We start from the raw sequence: 19002 nt of genomic DNA on the forward strand, positions 1-19002 counted from the left end.
CCTCACCCCCACGGCCCCGGCCCGTCGACGTACTCCGGCCTGAAGCGGTGGAGCACGCCCCCGCCCGGCTTGACGACGCCGTAGCTGCTCTCGGGAACCTCGTTCCACGCCCCCGGCAGGTCACCCAGGGGCTCCGACACGACGAGACGGGTCTCGTCCAACAGCTCACGCAGGAACGCCACGTCGGGATGGAGCGCGCGCAGGGCGTCCACCTTCGTACTGACGTACAACGATCGCGAACGGCCTTCACCGGAATAACGGAAAGCCCACACGCGTTCGCCGTCTGTCACCGCGACGGTCATCTGCAGTGGGTGAGGGACACCGTGCGTCTTCGCGGTCGTCTCGACAAGACCCGCCACGCGCGCCACCGCACCGGGCGGGTCGTCGGCCAGACCGAAGGTCAGGGCGAGGAAGAACGTGACCTCGGAGTCCGTGGAGCCCTCGATGTCGGGGTACAGGACCGGGTCGACGGCCAGGGCGAGAACACGCCGGAACCGACGGAACGCACTGATCATCCCGTTGTGCATCCACAGCCACCGACCGCTCCGGAAGGGGTGGCAGTTGCTCTGCTGCACCGCCGTTCCGGTCGGCGCCCTGATGTGTCCGAAGAACAGCCCCGAGCGCGTGTGGTGGGCGACTTCCTGCAGATTGCGGTCGTTCCAGGCCGGGCCGACATCGCGCAGGACCGCCGAATCGGCAACTTCCGTGTCCTGCGGGTACCAGCCCATACCGAAGCCGTCGCCGTTGGTCGTCTCCACACCCATCCGGGAGAGCAGACTCTGGTCGATCAGGGAGTGTTCCGGCTGGAACAGAACCTGGCTGAGGAGGACGGGTGTGCCCGAGTAGGCGATCCAGCGGCACATCGTGACGCCCCTTCCGGCGGCGGCGAAGGGACCACCGCGGTGGCTGACCGCGGGATTCCCCCGCGGTCCCGGCACATGGCAGGCGTCGTCCCGCGGCTGCTACCAGTATCGCTTCCGGCAGCCATCGGGGCATGCGGACAGAGGGTAGTCGGCGACTCTTCTAGTGAATCCGAAGCGGCCGGCGACGGCGGCACTCTGCTCAGGGGAGCCGTCAGCAGCCCAGCGATTGAACACGGCGGTGCGCTGACCGGGCGCTTACCGGCGAGGTGTGCGTTGACCTCGGAACCTGCTTTCGGTAGTTCTCACGGGTCAACGCCGCTTCCCGAACTCATGTGCCCTGCATGTGCCCTCGCGGTTCACAGAGCCAGAGGCCTGGACAGTGGTGTCGACGACAGGGCGCCGTCGGTGACGTCGTCCAGGTGGAGCCCGGCGGCGTCGCTCTCCCGGTTGAGACGGACGGCGTGCAGGGCGTTCGCCCAGATGCTCGTGACGGTGGCGATGCCGACGAGGGCCCAGACGTAGAGGCGGGAGCGATCACGCTCGCGGGACGAGGGATCGGACGCCGGCACCTGGCCGGATTGGCCACGGGTGGCCAAGACGGGATGACGGCGGGTGCGGTGGAGGTGCGAGAGGTACGTAGACGCGTGGCTGCGCAGCAGCGCAGACGACGCGGACAGTGCGCAGGCACGGCTTGCAGAGCCCCCGGCCCCGGACGTCGCCCTGCCGGGCCCAGCAGCCCCTCCACAGTCGAAGCTCCGGTCCGTGACCGTTGTGCGCGGTGTGCAACGCGACGGGGACGCGTGGGCGGTGACGGTGGCCGCACAGTACGCCGACAGCACGGTCCGCTACTTCACCGTCCCCGTCGCCACCGACCGGACGGGGTTCTCGTTCGCGGTGACCGGCGCTCCGGGAGTCGTGGCCGCTCTGTCCCGGGCCACGGTGTCCAAGTCGCCGTACACGGTGAGCGTTCTTTCTGACGGTACCCTGTCGACCACTGTGGCCATGGGCCTACGAGGTCGCGCTCGCGGCCCGCTCCGGCCGGTGGGACGTCGCCGCACTGGAGATGATGACGTGGGTGAGGCATTCGACTCGTTGCGTGCGAGCGTGGCCACCTTGCAGCGGTACTTCGGACTGCCACGCCAGGACATCCTGCATGGCCAGATGCCTGCGGTAGCAACAGCGACCGTGCGGTCGGAAGACCCAGAGGGCTAGCGGCTGTCCTACCGCACGTAGGTGTCGGTACTGAGCGTTGGATTTCGCTTGCAGGGGTCGTCATCGCGGCGGCCAGCGTACGGGGAGGGCGCCTTGATGAACCGGGATTCCACAGAGAACGGGCTGCGTTGGATAACCGATGCCTACAGCATCGGATTCTCGTTCACACTCAGCGAGCGGCGTTCGCCGCACGAGCTGCTGTGTCGTGTCGGAGCCAAAGAGCGCCGCATTGTCCCGCTCACCCGCTCCGCAGCGTACGAACTTCTACTGCGAGATGAGGCGGACGACATCAGTGACCTCGACTTCCTGGACTGGGAGGACGAAGCGGTGGTTGCGCAGCTGACAAGCGCCGGCTTTCTGCCCGCCCCGCCGGAATCCATCGTCCGAGCGGGCTCCGTGGCGGGCTGGGCTTACGCGCTGGAGGAATTTCACTGCCGGACGGACACATGCCTTGCGGCGCTGTCCGACCGGGGACGGGCGTTCCGCGTGCATCGCAACGCGAAAGGCTTCAGCCGCGTCGATTACGCCTACCGCGGCGATATGGTGACGTCCTTCGAGCCCGGCCTGCCTCACTTGACGAGCGGCGCGCCAGCCGAGGTTGCGCTTGGCTTCGTGCACACCGGCGACGAGCCCGGCGATGCCGCGTTCCTGCGGTTTCTGGAGAGCGAGCTTGGCCTCTATCTTCCGTGGGAGGAGACAGAGGCAGAGCTTGCGGCAGCTGCCTTCACCTGACGCCGCTCTCGGAGAACAGCCAGGGGTGAAGGTCCCAGATGATTTCGAGGTCGAGGGACTCGCACCAGTCCATGCGGAGCAGTTTGGGTGGTCATGGCGATGGGCTACGGCGACCGGTGCCTGGGCAGACGACGAACAGGTCGTCACGGTCGGGGGCCGACCGGCCGTTCGGGGTCATGGGTGAGGTCGAAGCGCCAGGCGACGCCAGGCGGCCCGATCACGGGCAAGTCGTCCTCGCCGGAAGCCCGTTCAGTGGCCCCCCATACCGCCTCGGGTCCGAGGCCCGCTACGTAGGAGCGTTCCGCGGCGGCGAGGTCCCTCAAGGCCGGGCCGGCCGGATCCGGGTCGTGGAGCAGATCACGCGGACCCTCTACGGTGGCACGCCAGACAGGGCTGTCGACGTAGTGGGTGTCGAAGCGCTCCGACGGCTCGGCGATCTCCCTCGTGTCGGCCTCGCCACGCATCACCCGGCCGAACAGGCGCAGGTAGTCGAACCTGCCGATGCCAGAGGTGAAGACGAACAGGACGTCCGCCTCACAGCCCGGGGCGGCCACGAAGACGTGCGGGGTGCGGGGGGAGGAACCGCGAGGAAGTCGCCTTTGCGGAAGGCCGTCGGCGCTGTCCGAGCCGGGCCGGTGGCGCGTCTCCGGGGCGGAGCTGAGCACCACGTGGGCGTTGGCACCGCCGAAGCCGAAATAGTTCACCGAGACCACGAGCTGCTTCCCCGACAGGTCACGAGGTTCGGCCACCGGATCCAGGCCGAGCCCCGCGAAGTCGATCGCACCGGCACTCACCGGCCTGGACGGCGCACAGAGTCTGCTCCTCGCCCGCTCGTGACCGACGTCTGCAGAAGGTCGAACTGATCACCCCACGAGAGGCAGGGCGTACCGACCGGGTGGTATGCAAGTGGGCCGGTCATCGCCTAGCCTCGTGTCTCCCGGCCCGCGCGGGCGGGCCGCACCCTCCGACGACCGACAGGAGAAGCCCGTGGCTGTCGATCCCGACAAGGCCGTTCTCGACGCCTTCGCCAGGCAAGGCCCCGAGGGGCCGCTCGTCATGCTGAACCTCCTGCGGTTCACGCCGGACGGCCGGCCGTCCTACGAGGAATACTCACGCCGGGCGGCCGTCTTCCTGAGCAGGTACGGCGGGGAACTGCTCTACGCAGGCGACGGCGCTGCACCCCTCGTGGCCGGGGAAGGCCAGGCTTGGGACGCCGTGCTGCTGGTGCGCTATCCCGACCGGGAGGCGTTCTGCGGCATGGTCGCCGACCCCGAGTATCAGCGGATCACCGCGCTACGGACCCGCGCGCTTTCCGAGGCCGTACTCCAACCGACCGCACCCTGGACATCACGGCCCGGCGCACGACCGTCCTGAAGACGCGCACACGGAGGCAGCGGTGGCGCGCACCGGCGAAGCGGCCGACACCGCTTCACCGTCCCGTCGAAGGGCGCCGCTGCTCGATCCCAGGCGCACGGCGTATCCAGCAGCAGAGCGTAACCGCATCCTTGCGACAGGTGCACCCAGGCGCTCGACGCCGTGAAGGGACATGCCGGCACCTCCGGCATGGGAGTCGCTTACGCCCGGTGAATGATCAACCCGAACCGCCGCCGCCGGCTGATCCTTCGCCGCCCACCCCGGGGCGCCGGGCCGTGTGGCCCTCGGTCGACTCAGCTCGCAGGCAGGCAGTTCCTCGGCGGTACGCGGCTCCCCTCGCGGCCGGGCGCCGGATGTGCGGGGCGTGCCGCGTCGCGAGCCGACTGCGGAGCAGGCGTCGGCGAACAGCTCTGACGACGGCTTCGACCGGTGGCTTCCGGCACGTGTCGGATTCATGTGAGATAGAGCACCTTCAGGAACCATAGGCAGGATCGGCGACGCCAGCCTAAAGTCCTGGGGTTTGCGGAGCCTTTGCCTCCGTACCACCCGGCCCGTCCGTCCGCTCCGTACATGACCTGTACGCACATGCGGAAACCGGGCCGATTCCCCGACTCACGAGGAACCGGGAAGCATTCGCATGAGCACGTTGGAAACCTGGGTCGTCGAGTTCAACGACGTCTTCTGGACATACCTGCTGATTCCGCTGGTCGCCGTCGCCGGTGTCTGGTTCACCCTGCGCTCCAAGGGCGTGCAGATCCGTCTCATCCCGGAGATGTTCCGGGTCTTCAAGGACAAGCCGGAGTCCGGCATCAGTCCCTTCGGCGCCTTCAGCATCTCCGCCGCCGCGCGGATCGGCACCGGCAACATCGCCGGTGTGGCCACCGCGATCACCATGGGCGGCCCCGGAGCCGTCTTCTGGATGTGGATGATGGCCCTGATCGGCGGTGCCTCGGCGTTCGTCGAGTCGGTTTTGGCCCAGCTGTACAAGGTGCGCGACACCGAGCCGGGTACGTACCGAGGTGGCCCGGCCTACTACATGCAGAAGGCGCTCGGAATGCGCTGGCTCGGCGTGGTCTTCGCCGTTCTGATCACGCTGACGTTCGGGTTCGTGCTGACCGCGGTGCAGTCCAACACCATCACGGTGGCCACGAAGGGCTCCTTCGGCTCGGACGCCTCCTGGTTCAACCCCCTCCTCGGTGTCGTGCTCGCCGTGCTGCTCGCGCTCGCGGTGTTCTTCGGCGTGAAGCGCCTGACGGCCGTCACCAAGGTCATCATCCCGGTGATGGCCGGGCTCTATCTGCTGGTCGGCCTGGTCATCGTGCTCCTCAACCTCGACAGCGTGCCGGGCATGCTCGGCGACATCATCGGCGGAGCTTTCGGGTTCCGCGAGGTCGCCGGTGGCGCCGTGGGTACGGCGATCCTGCAGGGCGTGCGGCGCGGCATGTTCTCCAACGAGGCGGGCATGGGTTCCGCCCCGAACGCCGCCGCGTCCGCGGAGACCACGCACCCGGTCAAGCAGGGCCTGGTCCAGACCCTCGGCGTCTACTTCGACACCCTGGTCATCTGCAGCATGACCGCCTTCGTGATCCTCTCCGCCAACCCCACCCTCGGTGAGCGCGGTGGCGCGGACGTCACCCAGTCCGCCTTCACCAGCGCGCTCGGCGACTGGGCCGGTCACCTGCTGACCCTCGTGGTCTTCATGGTCGCCTTCAGCTCCATGATCGGTAACTACTACTACGGCGAGTCCAACATCCAGTTCATCACCCGCAGCAAGAGTGTGATGAGCTCGTACCGCGCAATGGTCATCGCCTGCGCCGTCCTCGGCGCCATCGGATCCGTACCGCTGGTCTGGAGCCTCGCAGACGTCACGATGGGCGCGATGGTCCTGGTCAACCTGATCGCGATCATCCCCCTCGGCACGGTCGCCTTCCGCCTCCTCGACGACTACATGGCCCAGCGCCGCCAGGGCCTCGACCCGGTCTTCCGCAAGGACCAGGTGCCGGGCCTGCGCGGCGAGGTGGAGTGCTGGGGCGCGTCGGACGAGAACGCCACCCCGAAGGAGCGGACGCCGGTCGGCTGACTCCGCCACGAGCGCCCCGACACGACCGTAGACGCCCGAGGGCGGCACCCTGGAAGGGTGCCGCCCTCGGGCGTCACCCCTGGAGGCCCTTGAATCCCGCGGCCACCGAACGCTTTCGGCGGGATACGGCTCTCAACCGCGTTCCACCGTCAACAGGACATGCGACTACCGCCGCTGTGGCGGCCGTCGCCATGGTCGAAGTGCCCGCAGTGGTGCCTGTGCGCAGTTGGGCGGTGCCCGGGACCCTGCGCGGCACGTGATGCGCTGGCTCTCCTGTCAGCAGCGCATCATGGGCGGCGGTGCGGCAGGCGGCCAGTTCCGGGCGACGTGTCAGGCTGGAGCTGGCTGCTCGCCGTCCACGGTCGGGTGAGTGCCGCCCAGGTACTCAGGAGCCCGCAGGTGCTCCTCCAGCGCCTGGAAGACTCTCTGGGGGACGACTCCCTGGGGAGCGACGAGTTCGTCAAGGACCTGAGTGGGAACAGCGTCGGCGCGCGTCTCGAAGACCGGCTCACGCGCGCCTCCGCCCGATGAGCCAAGCCGCGCCTCCTGCGACGAGGCCGGCGACGACGGCGATGGCGAGCTGGTACGGCGGGAGCTCGGCCGCCCCGCCTTGGAGGTCAGTACTGGCCTGCATCACCACCACGAAGAAGTAGGCCGTTGCTGCGGACAGACCCCAGGAGAAGGCGCCCACGGAACCTCCTGTCCGAGGGCCTTTGACCGAAAGGAGCGCAGCGCCGGAACCAACGGCTTCGATTCCGAATATCGTCAGATACAGGCCGAATGCGACTCCCGGAGAGTGGAATCCGTCGGCTGCCCCGTCCAACGTGAAGTGGGTGGCGATCTCGTCCGCGAAGGAGCCCTTGAAGAGCAGAAAGGCCCCACCGGTGACGGCGGCTCCTGCGGCGTAGGGGGCGACCGTCGACACGACACGGCGCCCGAGTCCGCTGCGGGGCGCTTGCCTGGTCGTCATGTGCGTCTCATCCCTTCTGCGTACCTCGCAGGCGGTCTGATTGTTCGCCTGCAACTAGAACATCTCTGATTGAGGGTGTTCTTGGATTCCCGTATGTGATGTGCAACGGTCAGAGAACGGCTCGATCTTGCGGTTCGGTAGACGCGCAAGTGTCGCCGTGGCGGGCGTTGCCGTGCTCGCGCTGAGCGGCATCGCTGTCCAAGGGGCCATGGTCAACCTCGCGACACCCCGAACACACGCCGGGGCGGCCGCCGCAACTCCTGCCGAGGCCACCGCGGAGGGGCGTGCGCTCTTCGCCGGCCTGGCCTTCGCCCAGGGTGATGCGGCCCAGTAACTCGCCGACTCCGGCAAGTTCGTCGACGTGGCCGCCCTGCGCAGGGAGAACAGCACGGCGGAGCAGCGGAAGGCTGCCACGGCACTCCTCGACAAGAGTCCTGGCCGCATGAGGCGCCTCCGGTACAGGCCGACACCCCAAGGTCCGCCGCAGTAGGGGACCGTCGGACGCCGGGGCGGGTGCCGTACGCCCCGCCCCGGCCGGTTCACCGTCGTGCCAGACCGGCCGGGAACCGTCGGCCGCGACCGGGCCCTGCCTCAGCCCCGGGACCCCAGCCACCGCGGGCACTCTCTCGCCCCCCTGGGCGCGGCGGGTCCGGAACGCCCGCCGTACTCAACCTCCGGCGTACCTTGGTCGAGTGGGTCATCACGGCCATCGGCACCCGCGAGCGACCGCCTCGCCGCGCTCCCGGGCATCCTGGCCCTTGTCCGCCCCGCCCACCGCGGCCGCTACCCCACCGTCGGTCACGGCTCCAGCTCGGACAGGTCGCCGAGCCCCGGGAAGAGACGTGGATCGGGAAGCGACGCCTCGGCCGAGGGCGGTTGCGTCAGGGACTGTTCCGTCCATACGACCTTGCCGGTCGAGGTGTATCGGGTTCCCCAGCGCTCGGCGAGCTGTGCCACGAGGAACAGCCCGCGTCCGCCCTCGTCGGTCGTGGCCGCCCTGCGCAGATGAGGGGAGGTGCTGCTGCCGTCGGACACCTCGCAGATCAGCGCCCGGTCGTAGAGCAACCGCACGTGGATCGGGGCGGAGCCGTGACGGATGGCGTTTGTGAGCAGTTCGCTGAGCATGAGCTCCGTGGTGAACGCCATGTCGTCCAGGCCCCATATGGTCAGTTGACGGCTGCACGCGTTGCGGACGGTGCCGACGGCGGCGGGGTCGCGGGGCACGTCCCAGTCGGCCACGAGGGAACGGTCCAGCAGTCTGGTGCGGGCGACGAGGAGTGCGACGTCGTCGCGGCGGTGCCCGGGCAGCATGCCGTCGAACACCGCCTCGCAGATCTCCTCCGGAGTGCGCTCGTGTGCCCCGGCGAGTGTGCTGCGCAGCGCTTCCAGGCCCGCGTCGATGTCGCGGTCGCGTCGCTCGACCAGCCCGTCCGTGTAGAGGACGAGCGTGCTGCCCTCGGACAGTTGCAGCTCGGCGGTCTCGAACGGGAGGACCCCCAGGCCCAGTGGCGGAGCGATGGGCCCTCCGGCCACCCCCACGGTGCCGTCGGGATGGACCAGCATGGGGGCCAGGTGCCCTGCGCGCGAGATGCTGCACCGGCCGGAAACCGGGTCGTACACCGCGTAGAGGCAGGTGGCGCCGGTGACCGCTTCCCCGCTCGAACCTTCGGGATCCTCCTGGTCGAGGCGGCTGACCAGTTCGTCGAGATGGGTCAGGAGTTCGTCCGGGGGGAGGTCCAGCGTCGAGAAGTTCTGTACGGCGGTACGCAGCCGTCCCATGGTGGCCGCCGCGTGCAGCCCGTGCCCCACGACGTCACCGACGACGAGCGCGACACGGGCACCGGGCAGGGGGATCACGTCGAACCAGTCGCCACCGACCCGAGCCTGGGCGGGCAGGTAGCGGTAGGCGATGTCAACGGCGCTCTGATGGGGCAGGACATGCGGCAGGAGGCTCCGCTGAAGAGTTTCCGCCATCGTGTGCTCGCGGGTGAAGCGGCGAGCGTTGTCGATGGCGACGGCGGCTCGGGCGGTCAGCTCCTCGGCGAACGTCAGGTCCTCCTGGTCGAAGGGTGCCGAGCCCTCCGCACGCCAGAAGTGGGCCACGCCCAGAGGGATGCCGCGGGCCTGCAACGGCACCGTGACGAGCGAGTGGATGCCGTACGCGCGGACGGCGTCGGCCCCTTCCGGGTCCTGGGCCGGCCACGTGTGCAGGGTTGTCAGGTCCGCTTCCAGCACCGAGCGTCCGCTGGTCAGCGCCGAGGCAGCGGGCGCGCCCGTGACGTCGAGCGGAACGACGCCTCCGACGGGCCGGAACGGGTGGTCCTCCCGAATGCCGCGCAGGGCGGTGCGCCGCATCTGCGTGGGCGTGCCGGACGGCTCCTCGCCCCGAGCCACGTCGTCCAGCAGGTCCACGGTGACGAAGTCGGCGAACCGCGGAACCGCCACACCCGCCATCTCTTCGGCCGTCTGGGCCACCTCCAGGGTCGTGCCGACTCGCACCCCCGCCTCATGAAGGATGTTCAGCCGCTCACGGGCCACCTCCGCCATGCCGGCCAGTGCTCGCAGCTCAGTGCTGTCCCGGAGGGTCGCCACGTGGCCGGAGGGGCCGCCGGACGGGGCGGTGCGCCTGGTGTTGACGGCCACCAGTCGGCCCCCGGCAAGGTGTACCTGGTCCGTGACGGGGCGATCGGAGCAGAGTAGTTCGACCGTGGCGGATTCGAGGCCCAGCTCCGTGATGTGCTGCCCGTCGGAGTCCTTCGGCAACTGCAGCAGCCGCCGCGCCTCGTCGTTGGCCATAACCAGACGACCGTCGCGACCCGTGATGAGCACCCCCTCGCGGACGGCGTGCAGCACCGCGTCGTGGTGCTCGTACATCCGAGTCATCTCACTGGGCCCGATGCCCCGTGTCTGACGTCGCAGGCGTCGGCTGACCAGCGCGGCGCTGCCGACGGCGAGAAGCAGCGCGACACCGGCCGAAGCCATGATCACCGGGATCTGGTCCTGCAGCGACTGTCCGACAGTTCGGAGGCTCACCCCTGCCCCGACGAGCCCCACGACCGCGCCGTCACCGTTGGTGACCGGGACCACCGCTCGTGCCGCATCCGTCGGATCACCTTCGTAGATCTCGGTGAACGGCTCGCCTCCCGCCGCCCGCTCGACGCCCGCCGCCCGCTTGCCGATCAGCTCCGGGTCGGTGTCGGCGTAGCGGGTGCCGTCCTTCGCCATGACGACGATGAAGTCCACCCCTGTGCCCCCGTGTGCCGCGGCCACGTACGGTTGCAACACCGCTGTCGGATCGTCCGACTCCAGCGCCGCGACGAGCCCCGGCGAGTGCGCGAAGCTCTCCGCGACAGCCCGTGACCTATCCTGCGCGTCCTGTTCGGTGTCGTTGCGTGCTTGCAGGGTGAGCCCCGCGACGGCCGCCACGATGAGGAACACCGCGACCGCGATCTGGAGAAACAGCACCTGCCCGGCGACGCTGCGCCCACGCAGCACCCACCAACGGCCCGGGCTCCTTCCCTCACCGGTCAGGTCGACCGAGAGCTGACCGGCACGGTTCGATCGAGCGGTACGCCCCAGCATGCCCCTTTTCTAGCATCTTTGGATTGAATAACGTGTTTCGGGTGGTCGTGCGACAGGCGGACCACACCGGTGGCCCTGCCGTAGCCCCCACTTGCAGGTGGCGTTCCCACTCCGTTCCGCAGGATTCCAGACGTCGCGCCACGGAGTGGGGTTGCGCGACGAGATCCGCAGCATAGTAGCCATGGACATAGTCGCCATGTAATCTATCGCCATGAGTAAGGGTTCACCGGGTCCTACCCCTGGCTTCTTGGTATGGCGGCTCGCCAACAAGTGGCGCGTCGCGGTCGATCGCGCGGTGGCTCCACTGGGCCTCACCCACGCGCAGTACTCACTGGTCGCGTCCCTGCACGGCATGCAGCGCACCGGCGAGCGGCCCAGCCAGCGCCGGCTGGCCGACCACACCGGCCTGGAGGCGTTGTACGTCTCGAAGCTGGCGCGCGCCCTGGAGTCGGCCGGCCTGATCGAGCGCACCCGCGACCCCAGTGACCCGCGAGCCGTACAGCTCGCTCTCACCGAGCAGGGCCAGGCCGTCACGCGGCAGGCCGTCGTGGTGGTCCAGGAACTACTTCAGCAGTTGCTGGAGCCTCTCGGCGGCCTCGACGCCCCGCGGACTCGTGCGTTCACCGACGAGCTGACGACCCTGCTCGACGTACCCCTCACTCCGTCCGTACCGAACGACGAAACCACTCAGGGGAGAACACCATGACCAGCGCTGCGGCCACCCCCACGGCACCCGCCGCCGACTCCCGCGTCCTCGGCCTGGCCCACCACGCCGCCCGCGGCGTCCTGGAGCACGTCCTGGCCCGGCACGGTGTCACGTTCCGGCAGCAGATCGTCCTGCGCGCCGCGGTCACCACCGACGCACCGCAGACACCGGACGACGTCGTCACTCAGGTCCGGAGCTCCCTCAAGGCCGATCCGGTCGATGTCCGCGCCATTCTCGACGAGCTGCTGGCCCGGCAGTTGCTCGTTACGGACGCCGCGTACCTTCGCCCCACGGACGCGGGGCGCGAGCTCCTCGCCGCCGTCGGCGCGGAGGTCGCCCCCATCTCCGCCCGCATCTGGGCCGGGATACCCGCCGAGGACCTGGCCGCCGCCGGCCGTGTCCTCGTCCTGGTCACCGAGCGTGCCAACGCGGAGCTCGCGGCGCTGACCACCTGATCGCGAACGCCGGCCGCACCCACGTGACCAGCCACCACGCCGCCGCGGGACCGGCGGGACTCGGTGCCGGAGGAGATCGGCGCGCTCCTGGCGGGCGATGGTCCTCACGCGGTCGCCTGGGGGCGGTGAAGACGATGGGGATCAAGTGGATCTCCTCACGGGAGGAACGGCTGCGTTCGGGGGCCGTGCCGGTGGCCACTGGGAGCCTTGACCGGCCAACGCAGTTGCTGCAAGCACCCGCCCAGTGCACAGGGCTCCTCTGCGCTTCGGCTTCGCCGCCGCAGCCGCTCGTCGCCACCACCCGCGGCTGCCAGGCCCCGGGATACGCTGCCCCACCCCACCTCGACCGGAGGTCATCTCAGTGTTACCTGCACGGGTATTCGCCGTTGCCCCGCTGGCTCTGGTGATTCTCGCCCTGTCCGGCTGCGCTTCCTGGGGCTGCACCGACACGACGGCGGAGCGCGGTAGGGCCGGTGTCAGGGTGCAGGTGCTGGACACGGACGGGGAGCCTCTCGGCGTCACCGCCGCGGTTGTTGACTGGCGCCTTGAGCCCCACCCGCAGGTGCCCTCCGAAGGTGACCGGGTCCACTTCCGCTTCCGCTTCAGCGGCGCCGACGCATATTCCGATCCCGCAGTGGATGCCTGCGCGGTCGACAAGGAGCGTGTGGCATTGGGGTGTCAGACGGTTTACTCGTCCCAGGCGTTCAGGCCGGCCGACGACCTCACGGGCGACGACTGGCTCGCCGTCGAGCACCCTGAGCAGGTCGCCGGAGTGTTGTTGATCCCCAATGACCAGTCCTACGACGGACGCACCTGTGAAGAGGACATCAAGGACGGTGGCGGGATGCATCCTCCGGAACCACCCATGAGGGGGGACCAGTTGTAGGGAGGTCGTCACGAAGGCAGGAGTCTTGTCACTGTGCTGTTGACGCCGGCCGGACAGTGCGGGACGGGGATAAGGGAAGGCAATCGCGGCTCGAGGTAGAGCATGATCAGCCATATGAAGAGGGACGCGGATGCGGGCGTGAGCGTGGACGGTGCCGACGTGTGGCACGAGCGGCTGGGGTGGGCGTTCGGGCTGGTAGCAAGCGATCCGGAAGAACGTGCTGCGGCACTTGCCCGTCTGGCTGACGCCGAGAGGAACACCCAGGAGGCTCTGGAGCGGCTCAACAAGGCGTGGCGCCGCAGGTACTCGCTGGGGTGGCAGGTGCCCCACAGGAACTACCTGAAAGCCTTGAGGTATTCGCTGCCCGGTGCGCTGTGGGACCGGCCGGCCGGTCCCGACATAGGCACCTGGCCGGGTCTTCCCTACGCACTGTGCTTCCTGGAGTGGGAGGCGAGGTTCCCGCAGGACTGGACACGGCATGCCAAGTCGTGGGGCACGAAGGAGCGCCTCATCCGAGACGTGTCTGCCGCTCACCACACTGAGACGGTCAGAAGCAAGCTCGTGGATCTGCTCGAAACCGTCGTAAAGCGACCCTACCGCTGCAAGGACCGCGAGTACGTGCGCGTAGCCCGGGCCGTGGACGGCGAGGACCTGCGCCGCAGGCTCGACAGAGCAGCCCGTTCGGACAACCCATGGGCGCAGCGCCATGCAGGTTACGTCCTCTGGCTCCTGGACCGCCCCGAGGTGCCCAATACGCGTCACGTCTGGCGGACCTGGCTTGCGGCGGCGCCCGGAGAGACACCACCGGCTGGCGCCGTCCGGGACCAGTCGATGGTCCGTGACGAATAGCTTGCCTCGTTGGTGTCGAATGATCGACCAGTACGCGTCCCTCGTGACCGTGGGCGCCTGGGCGCGGAAAGTGCTCAGGCGCGCCAGCGCACGACCGATGGGCGGTGTGCACGGGAACCTCGGCTCCCACCTCTTCCTTGACCGTGCTCAGGGAACCTGTCTCTCGGTCGGGTCCGCTGCTTTCGTCGCGGCGGAAGCCGAGCAGCACACGGCCCCGGCACGCTGAACGAACACCCGCGATCACTCGGCTGGCGACCGGTCGGCAGCATCCGCACCGGAAGCTGCCCCAACCTCCGTGCTCCGTCACACACGTGAACGAGACCCCACGGACCCCGTCGTCGGGTGCCCTCGGCATGTGCACGGCTTCAATGGGCATACGAACGTTCCACTACGGGAGGGGCAAGACAAACATGACGACGGAGCCGATCACGTGGCCGAAGGCGAAGCCCGGCGGTTGCGACGCGTGCGAAGGGCACGGCCCCGAGTCCACGGACGAGGCGCCGGAGACACCACGCGAGCGCGTCAACCGCCGGTGGAACGAGATCATGCAGGAGACGCGCGTCGCTCAGACGGGAGTGCAGATCCTCTTCGGCTTCCTGCTCAGTGTCGCCTTCACGCCTCTCTTCCATGACCTGGGAACGTTCGAGCACGCCGCCTACGTCATCACCGTGGTCTCCGGTGCCACCGCGACCGCCTGCCTGATCGCCCCGGTCTCCATCCACCGCTTCCTGTCGGGACAGCGGATGAAGGACGAGATGGTGGAGGTGGCGCATCGCCTGATGATGTGCGGCATGCTTCTGATGGCCGTGACCATCGGGTGCACTCTCCTCCTGATCCTTCACGTCGTTGTGCCGGGACTCATGGCGAAGCTCCTCGTCGGCGGCGTGATGGTCTGGTTCGCCCTGTCGTGGTACGCCCTGCCTCTGTGGCTCCGCCGCCGGTCCGCCCGCCGCGCGGCCCGAGGGGACTGAACTGTCGGCGCATCGATGGACGTACATCGACTGCTGGAAGTGCCGACCGCCGAGTTGCCGCGCACGCAGGCCCGCTGACAACGGGCCCTGCGCAACGTACGCCTCCGTGCTCCGTACGGGCACAGACGGGCCGCCAGCAGCGCGGTCCCGAACTGGTCGAGACCGCCACCCCCTGCCCCGCGTCCAGTGCGGGGATCCGCCCGTCCGCGAGGCATTGGCCAAGCCGATGCTGGCATCGTTCTCGCCACTGGCGCGGATCCACGGGTCGACCTGGGCACGGACCGCCTCGCCCCGCGGCGGACCTGCCCGCTCCTGCGTGCCGGTAAGGGGTGAGCATGGCGCCTGTGCCCCTTGCCCTCGGAGTGCGGGCAGCGCGGACGCAGCCTCGGCGTCACCACCGGGAGCCGAGTCGGTGAGCAGCTCGTTGGAGCTGATCCCGGCGTTCAGGACCGGGCTGAGCCGGCCGGCGGTGATCAGTCGCTCGGCGAGGACGTCGGAGTAACGGCCGTCGCCGTCGATCGTCGCACTGAACCCGTCGGCGGTGAAGTCGCTGACGGCGACGATCGCGTAGAGCAGAGGGTGTCCCCCCGAAGGCTTCGACTCCTTCGAGGTAGTACCACGGTCCGAAATCGGGCTCGACCCTGTCGGTGAGCGAACTCCTTGGCCGCCACCCAAGTGCCGTGTTCCAGCGGCGCCTTGCCGCCAGCGCAGGTGGAGTAGCCGTCGGTGCAGCCGCCAGCAGGGACGTGCCCGAACTGATGATCTTTGCGTAGCCGACCCGCGCGGGGCCGGCTGACCGGGTGCGTGCGCGCAGCGGGAATCGGCCGCGATGACCTACCGGAATCCGGGCAGTTGCCGTCTCACGCCTTCAGGTGAACTTCGGATGCCGAAACGTTCACCCACCCGACATCAGGGGCGTTATGGGCAATTCTGGCAGCCGCCCAACGGAAGGCTTTCTCATGCGACGTCGTACAGTGATCGCCACTGCTCTGCTTTCCCTGTCGGCCGTTGGTGTGTCTGCGGCTGTGGCTGCGGGGCCCGTGATGCCCGTGGCGGGGACGGTGACGTGGTGTTTGACCGCAGCGGCGGCTGATCACCTGGCGGCTGACGGAGTTGTGATGGCGGCTGCTGCTCCGGCAGTGCTCGACTCTTCAGGACCGACCCCGTGCGTGCAGTGGCCGATGAAGGGCAAGATCAGTCTCGACCTGACCAAGGGCTCCTGGACGGCGGGGGGCGGTATGTCCTTCACCAGGGCCTCGGACGGGCGCGGTCTTCGCTTCACCGGGGCGCACGGTGACTTGGCGCGGCGGTCGATGCTGGTAGATGCGACGGTGGGAAATGAAGCGGCGCAGCCGGTTGATCTCTCCACGTACGAACTCGACATGACGAAGATCACGGTCACCATGCCCTCGGTGAACTCGCCGGGCTCGGTTGAGGGCACGCCGTTCGATACGACGCTCCAGCCGGACGGTGCGGCGGTGTTCTCTCGAGCGTTCGGCGCGTCGCCGGTTCCCACTGGGAGTGGCCTGGCCACGTTGGCGGGCCGTGTCGCTGTGGTCCCGGCGCTGGGCTGAACCGGATGTCGGGGGAGAATGGCGCCGGCCTTGTAAGTCCTGGTCCGCTGGGTGAGGTCCGGGCTGACAAGGCGGGCGCTGCGGTGCTGGCATGGGCGCGGGACCTGGGCCTGGTGGTTGACGCGTTTGAAGAGAAGCGTCTGCTTGCCATGCGGCTGGGGGAACTCGCTGAGCTGATGGCTCCGGACGCACGCGACGCCGATCTGGAACTGACGGCACAGTGGGCCGCGTTCATCTGCCTGGTCGATGACCGGTTCGACCGCAGCGGGGCCGACGTCCGGCCGGAGGAGGTCGCATCGCTGTTCGCGCGGCTGATGAACGTGATCACCGGTGGCCACGCAGGGTCAGGCAGCGCGATCGAGCAGGCCCTGGATGATCTGTGGCGGCGTACGGCTCCGCGGATGTCCGCTCAGTGGCAGGAGCGGTTCGTTGCCGACTACCGCGACTTCGCCCTGGCCACGCAGGAAGAGGCCGCCGGGCGCATCGAAGGGGTCTCGGTGAGGCTCAACGACTACGTGCTGCAACGCCGCAGGACGATCACGGCCCTGCCTATGGCAGACATCCTGGAATGCACCGCTCGCGCGCCCCGGCCCGACCTGCCCCTGGGGGAAATCCTCGTGAAGGCCCTGCGGCAGGCCGCGGCTGACGTGGCCGGCTGGACCAATGACCTTGCCTCGGCCGAGGACGACCTGCGGGAGGTCCGCGACAACCTGGTGACCGTGTTGAGCTGCGAGCGCGGCTGCTCCCTGCCCTCGGCACGCGAACAGGTCACGGCAATGCGCGATGACCGAGTCAGGGATTTCCACACCCTGGCCGCCTCGCTGACGGCAATGGCCCTTCCTGGGGCCGAGCGGGAGGAAGTACGCCGCTACGTGGCGGCACTCGGGTCCTTTGTGGCCGCGACGCTGCAGTGGCTCAGCGTCACCCATCGCTTCGATGCCCGCTGGGCGCCCCGGCCGATGTGACCCACCTCGTTCACCTGCCCTCCCGATCCACGCTCCCCCGCGTCTCCGTGCCTTCCAAGGGACTGCCCTACCGATGAGACCCCCTGCCACCGAGCAACTGCCAGCGGCCTGGCCGTCGTCGTACTTCCCAGCAGCACTGCCTGCCGGACGCGCGCGTCTTCTGGCGTACGTGCTGAACCGGGTGGGAGCGGACGGTGCTGTGCGCGACGCCTGCCGGAGCCGGGTCCTCGAATCCGCGCTCACACTGGCGCTGATGGAGCGGTGCGGATCCGGTCACCACGAGGCGCGTACCCGCATCGTGCGCTACCTGGAGCGCCATCAGAACAGCGAAAACCTCGTTGACGCGACCGCAGCCGCCGCTGCCCTGGGCCGGGGCACCAGGCAGCCGGTGCGTCGCCAGGCCCTCGAGGACATTGTCAGCCGAGTACCGGACTTCACCGGTCCACGCAAACGTGCCCTGGTCCACGCCATCTTCACCATGCTGGACGCGGCTACCGACCATGCCGACGTCGCTGCCCCGGCGGTCGATGCGGGCGCGCTGCACCCCTGGGCCGCGGTGCAAGCCGTTGCCGTGAACGCGATCCTGGACCGGGCGGCAGGCCGAGGTCACGCTGGCGCAGACGATGTCGCTCTGCTGGCATCCACTCAACGCCCGGGAACGGTATGGGAGGGAAATCTCTTCGTTCACCTGTCCGTCCTGCATGCGGTGGTGGATGTCCCCGGTATGGAGAGCGTCGTCCATGCCGGCCTGACTACCGCCCTAGTGCACCAGTGGGAGGACGGCGGCCTGCCCTTCGTCACGGACACCGACACGTGGAGTACCGTCGTCGCGGGCCTGGCCCTGGGCACTGCCGGCGCACCGCGCGAGGTGCTGCACCGCATCGCCCGGCACCTTGTGCATGTTCAGCACGCGAACGGCGGCTGGTCCTACACCGACCACGCTGAGCTCTCCGACACGGACTGCACCACCGCCGCAGTCGAATTCCTGCACCAGCTGGAGCCGGTCACCTACCGCAACCCGATTGAGCGTGCCCTGGGCGCGCTGGTCTCGGTCCACGGCGCCGACGGCGGATTCCCCACCTACGGAGCGGGCACTCCTTCCGAGGCGTGCATGACCGCCGCCGCGATCAACGCGCTCAGCACCCAAGGCCGCCACCATCACCTCATCCAGCCTGCGCTGCGCTTTCTCGCTGACCGCCAGATGCCTGACGGCTCCTTTCCCCCCGGCTGGAGCAGCAGTCGCCTGCACACCCTCTTCCGGGCCTACCTCGCCGCCCATAACCGGCAGTCCTCTCCGGCCGTCCAGGATATGAGCGGTCGGATCGTCGGCCTGGTCCGAACCGCGCAGAACGCGGACGGCGGCTTCGGACAGAGTCACGGTGCCTCGAGCGATGCCATCAGCACCGCCTACGCCCTGATCATCCTGGCCGCACAGCCCGATCCCGCACCCGCTGCGCGCGCCGCGGACTACCTGCTCACGCGGCAGCGCCCCGATGGCAGCATCGTCTCCGCTCCCGACATGCTCGGCCCGCGTCCTTTCCCCTATCACGTCCCGCTATTGGCCGACGCGTTCACTCTGCTCGCCCTGGGCCACCTCTCCCGGCGCATCCGGCCGTCACGCATCGCCGTGCCAGGCCGCCAGCACAGCAATACGCAACTCGCCGAGAGGACGGCCCCATGAGACTTTCGCTCAACCTGCTTCCTCTTGCCTGGGCCGAGGCGCGTATGTCTGCTCACGGGAGGCGCAGCGGATCTCGAACCTTCGGGACACTTCTGCCGCATT

General features: G+C 68.9%; 16 protein-coding genes and 3 pseudogenes. 12 read left to right on the forward strand and 7 right to left on the reverse strand.

Annotation, left to right across the window (positions count from 1 at the left end; all coding sequences use genetic code 11):
* Window positions 1-2: 2 nt before the first annotated feature.
* Together EBH09_RS00970 and EBH09_RS00975 are read right to left on the reverse strand one after the other, a co-directional pair.
* On the reverse strand, window positions 3-863 hold the full coding sequence (locus EBH09_RS00970; protein WP_121745168.1) for a class II glutamine amidotransferase: 861 nt from the start codon (window positions 861-863) through the stop codon (window positions 3-5).
* A gap of 356 nt (window positions 864-1219) precedes the next feature.
* The gene (locus EBH09_RS00975; protein WP_153182576.1) at window positions 1220-1459 is read right to left on the reverse strand and encodes a hypothetical protein; all 240 of its coding nucleotides are present in this window, start codon (window positions 1457-1459) and stop codon (window positions 1220-1222) included.
* Between the two features lie 166 nt (window positions 1460-1625).
* On the opposite strand from EBH09_RS00975, the gene EBH09_RS00980 reads away from it, so the two are divergent.
* Both EBH09_RS00980 and EBH09_RS00985 read left to right on the forward strand, forming a co-directional pair.
* The gene (locus EBH09_RS00980) at window positions 1626-2075 is read left to right on the forward strand and encodes a hypothetical protein (protein ID WP_193776049.1); all 450 of its coding nucleotides are present in this window, start codon (window positions 1626-1628) and stop codon (window positions 2073-2075) included.
* Between the two features lie 96 nt (window positions 2076-2171).
* Window positions 2172-2807, forward strand: coding sequence for a DUF6461 domain-containing protein (locus EBH09_RS00985; protein WP_121745170.1), 636 nt, complete (start codon window positions 2172-2174; stop codon window positions 2805-2807).
* A gap of 368 nt (window positions 2808-3175) precedes the next feature.
* On the opposite strand, the pseudogene EBH09_RS00990 reads toward EBH09_RS00985, so the two are convergent.
* Together EBH09_RS00990 and EBH09_RS39780 are read right to left on the reverse strand one after the other, a co-directional pair.
* Window positions 3176-3408 (reverse strand): annotated as a pseudogene (locus EBH09_RS00990) (cupin domain-containing protein); the annotation flags it as partial.
* A gap of 31 nt (window positions 3409-3439) precedes the next feature.
* Window positions 3440-3601: pseudogene (locus tag EBH09_RS39780) on the reverse strand (ketoacyl-synthetase C-terminal extension domain-containing protein); the annotation flags it as partial.
* 193 nt (window positions 3602-3794) lie between these two features.
* Here EBH09_RS39780 and EBH09_RS01000 point away from each other — a divergent pair.
* Together EBH09_RS01000 and EBH09_RS01005 are read left to right on the forward strand one after the other, a co-directional pair.
* Window positions 3795-4181 (forward strand): DUF1330 domain-containing protein, encoded by a 387-nt coding sequence (locus tag EBH09_RS01000; protein ID WP_238697121.1) that lies wholly within the window; start codon window positions 3795-3797, stop codon window positions 4179-4181.
* Window positions 4182-4818: 637 nt separating this feature from the next.
* On the forward strand, window positions 4819-6261 hold the full coding sequence (locus EBH09_RS01005) for an alanine/glycine:cation symporter family protein (RefSeq protein WP_121745172.1): 1443 nt from the start codon (window positions 4819-4821) through the stop codon (window positions 6259-6261).
* A gap of 508 nt (window positions 6262-6769) precedes the next feature.
* Here the strand turns inward: EBH09_RS01005 and EBH09_RS01010 are convergent.
* Both EBH09_RS01010 and EBH09_RS01015 read right to left on the reverse strand, forming a co-directional pair.
* Window positions 6770-7186: a hypothetical protein gene (locus EBH09_RS01010; protein WP_153182577.1), complete on the reverse strand. Its 417-nt coding sequence runs from the start codon at window positions 7184-7186 to the stop codon at window positions 6770-6772.
* Window positions 7187-8029: 843 nt separating this feature from the next.
* Window positions 8030-10813: a SpoIIE family protein phosphatase/ATP-binding protein gene (locus EBH09_RS01015; RefSeq protein ID WP_121745174.1), complete on the reverse strand. Its 2784-nt coding sequence runs from the start codon at window positions 10811-10813 to the stop codon at window positions 8030-8032.
* Window positions 10814-11024: 211 nt separating this feature from the next.
* Here EBH09_RS01015 and EBH09_RS01020 point away from each other — a divergent pair, with 211 nt between their 5' ends.
* The 5 genes from EBH09_RS01020 (at window position 11025) to EBH09_RS01045 (ending at window position 14680) form a co-directional block, all read left to right on the forward strand.
* Complete coding sequence (locus EBH09_RS01020; RefSeq protein ID WP_121745175.1) at window positions 11025-11519, forward strand: MarR family transcriptional regulator; 495 nt, start codon at window positions 11025-11027, stop codon at window positions 11517-11519.
* Window positions 11516-11974, forward strand: a complete 459-nt coding sequence (locus EBH09_RS01025) for a MarR family transcriptional regulator (RefSeq protein ID WP_121745176.1) — start codon at window positions 11516-11518, stop codon at window positions 11972-11974. Before EBH09_RS01020 ends, EBH09_RS01025 begins: the two co-directional genes overlap by 4 nt.
* Window positions 11975-12335: 361 nt before the next feature.
* Entirely contained in the window at window positions 12336-12860 is a 525-nt protein-coding gene (locus tag EBH09_RS01030; protein WP_193776050.1) for a hypothetical protein, read from the forward strand.
* 114 nt (window positions 12861-12974) lie between these two features.
* A complete protein-coding gene (locus EBH09_RS01035) occupies window positions 12975-13709 on the forward strand; it encodes a hypothetical protein (RefSeq protein WP_238697122.1) in 735 nt (244 codons plus the stop codon).
* Window positions 13710-14119: 410 nt separating this feature from the next.
* A complete protein-coding gene (locus tag EBH09_RS01045; protein WP_121745178.1) occupies window positions 14120-14680 on the forward strand; it encodes a DUF6328 family protein in 561 nt (186 codons plus the stop codon).
* A gap of 650 nt (window positions 14681-15330) precedes the next feature.
* Here EBH09_RS01045 and EBH09_RS39915 read toward each other — a convergent pair.
* Window positions 15331-15452: pseudogene (locus EBH09_RS39915) on the reverse strand (short-chain dehydrogenase); the annotation flags it as partial.
* Window positions 15453-15861: 409 nt separating this feature from the next.
* On the opposite strand from EBH09_RS39915, the gene EBH09_RS01055 reads away from it, so the two are divergent.
* The 3 genes from EBH09_RS01055 to EBH09_RS01065 all read left to right on the forward strand — a co-directional run bounded on the left by EBH09_RS01055 (window position 15862) and on the right by EBH09_RS01065 (window position 18900).
* Entirely contained in the window at window positions 15862-16254 is a 393-nt protein-coding gene (locus tag EBH09_RS01055) for a hypothetical protein (protein WP_153182578.1), read from the forward strand.
* Between the two features lie 83 nt (window positions 16255-16337).
* Window positions 16338-17219 (forward strand): hypothetical protein, encoded by an 882-nt coding sequence (locus EBH09_RS01060; RefSeq protein ID WP_121745180.1) that lies wholly within the window; start codon window positions 16338-16340, stop codon window positions 17217-17219.
* A gap of 169 nt (window positions 17220-17388) precedes the next feature.
* On the forward strand, window positions 17389-18900 hold the full coding sequence (locus tag EBH09_RS01065; RefSeq protein ID WP_193776051.1) for a prenyltransferase/squalene oxidase repeat-containing protein: 1512 nt from the start codon (window positions 17389-17391) through the stop codon (window positions 18898-18900).
* Window positions 18901-19002: the final 102 nt, after the last annotated feature.

Source organism: Streptomyces sp. E2N166, from assembly GCF_003671715.1.
Lineage (GTDB): Bacteria > Actinomycetota > Actinomycetes > Streptomycetales > Streptomycetaceae > Streptomyces > Streptomyces thinghirensis.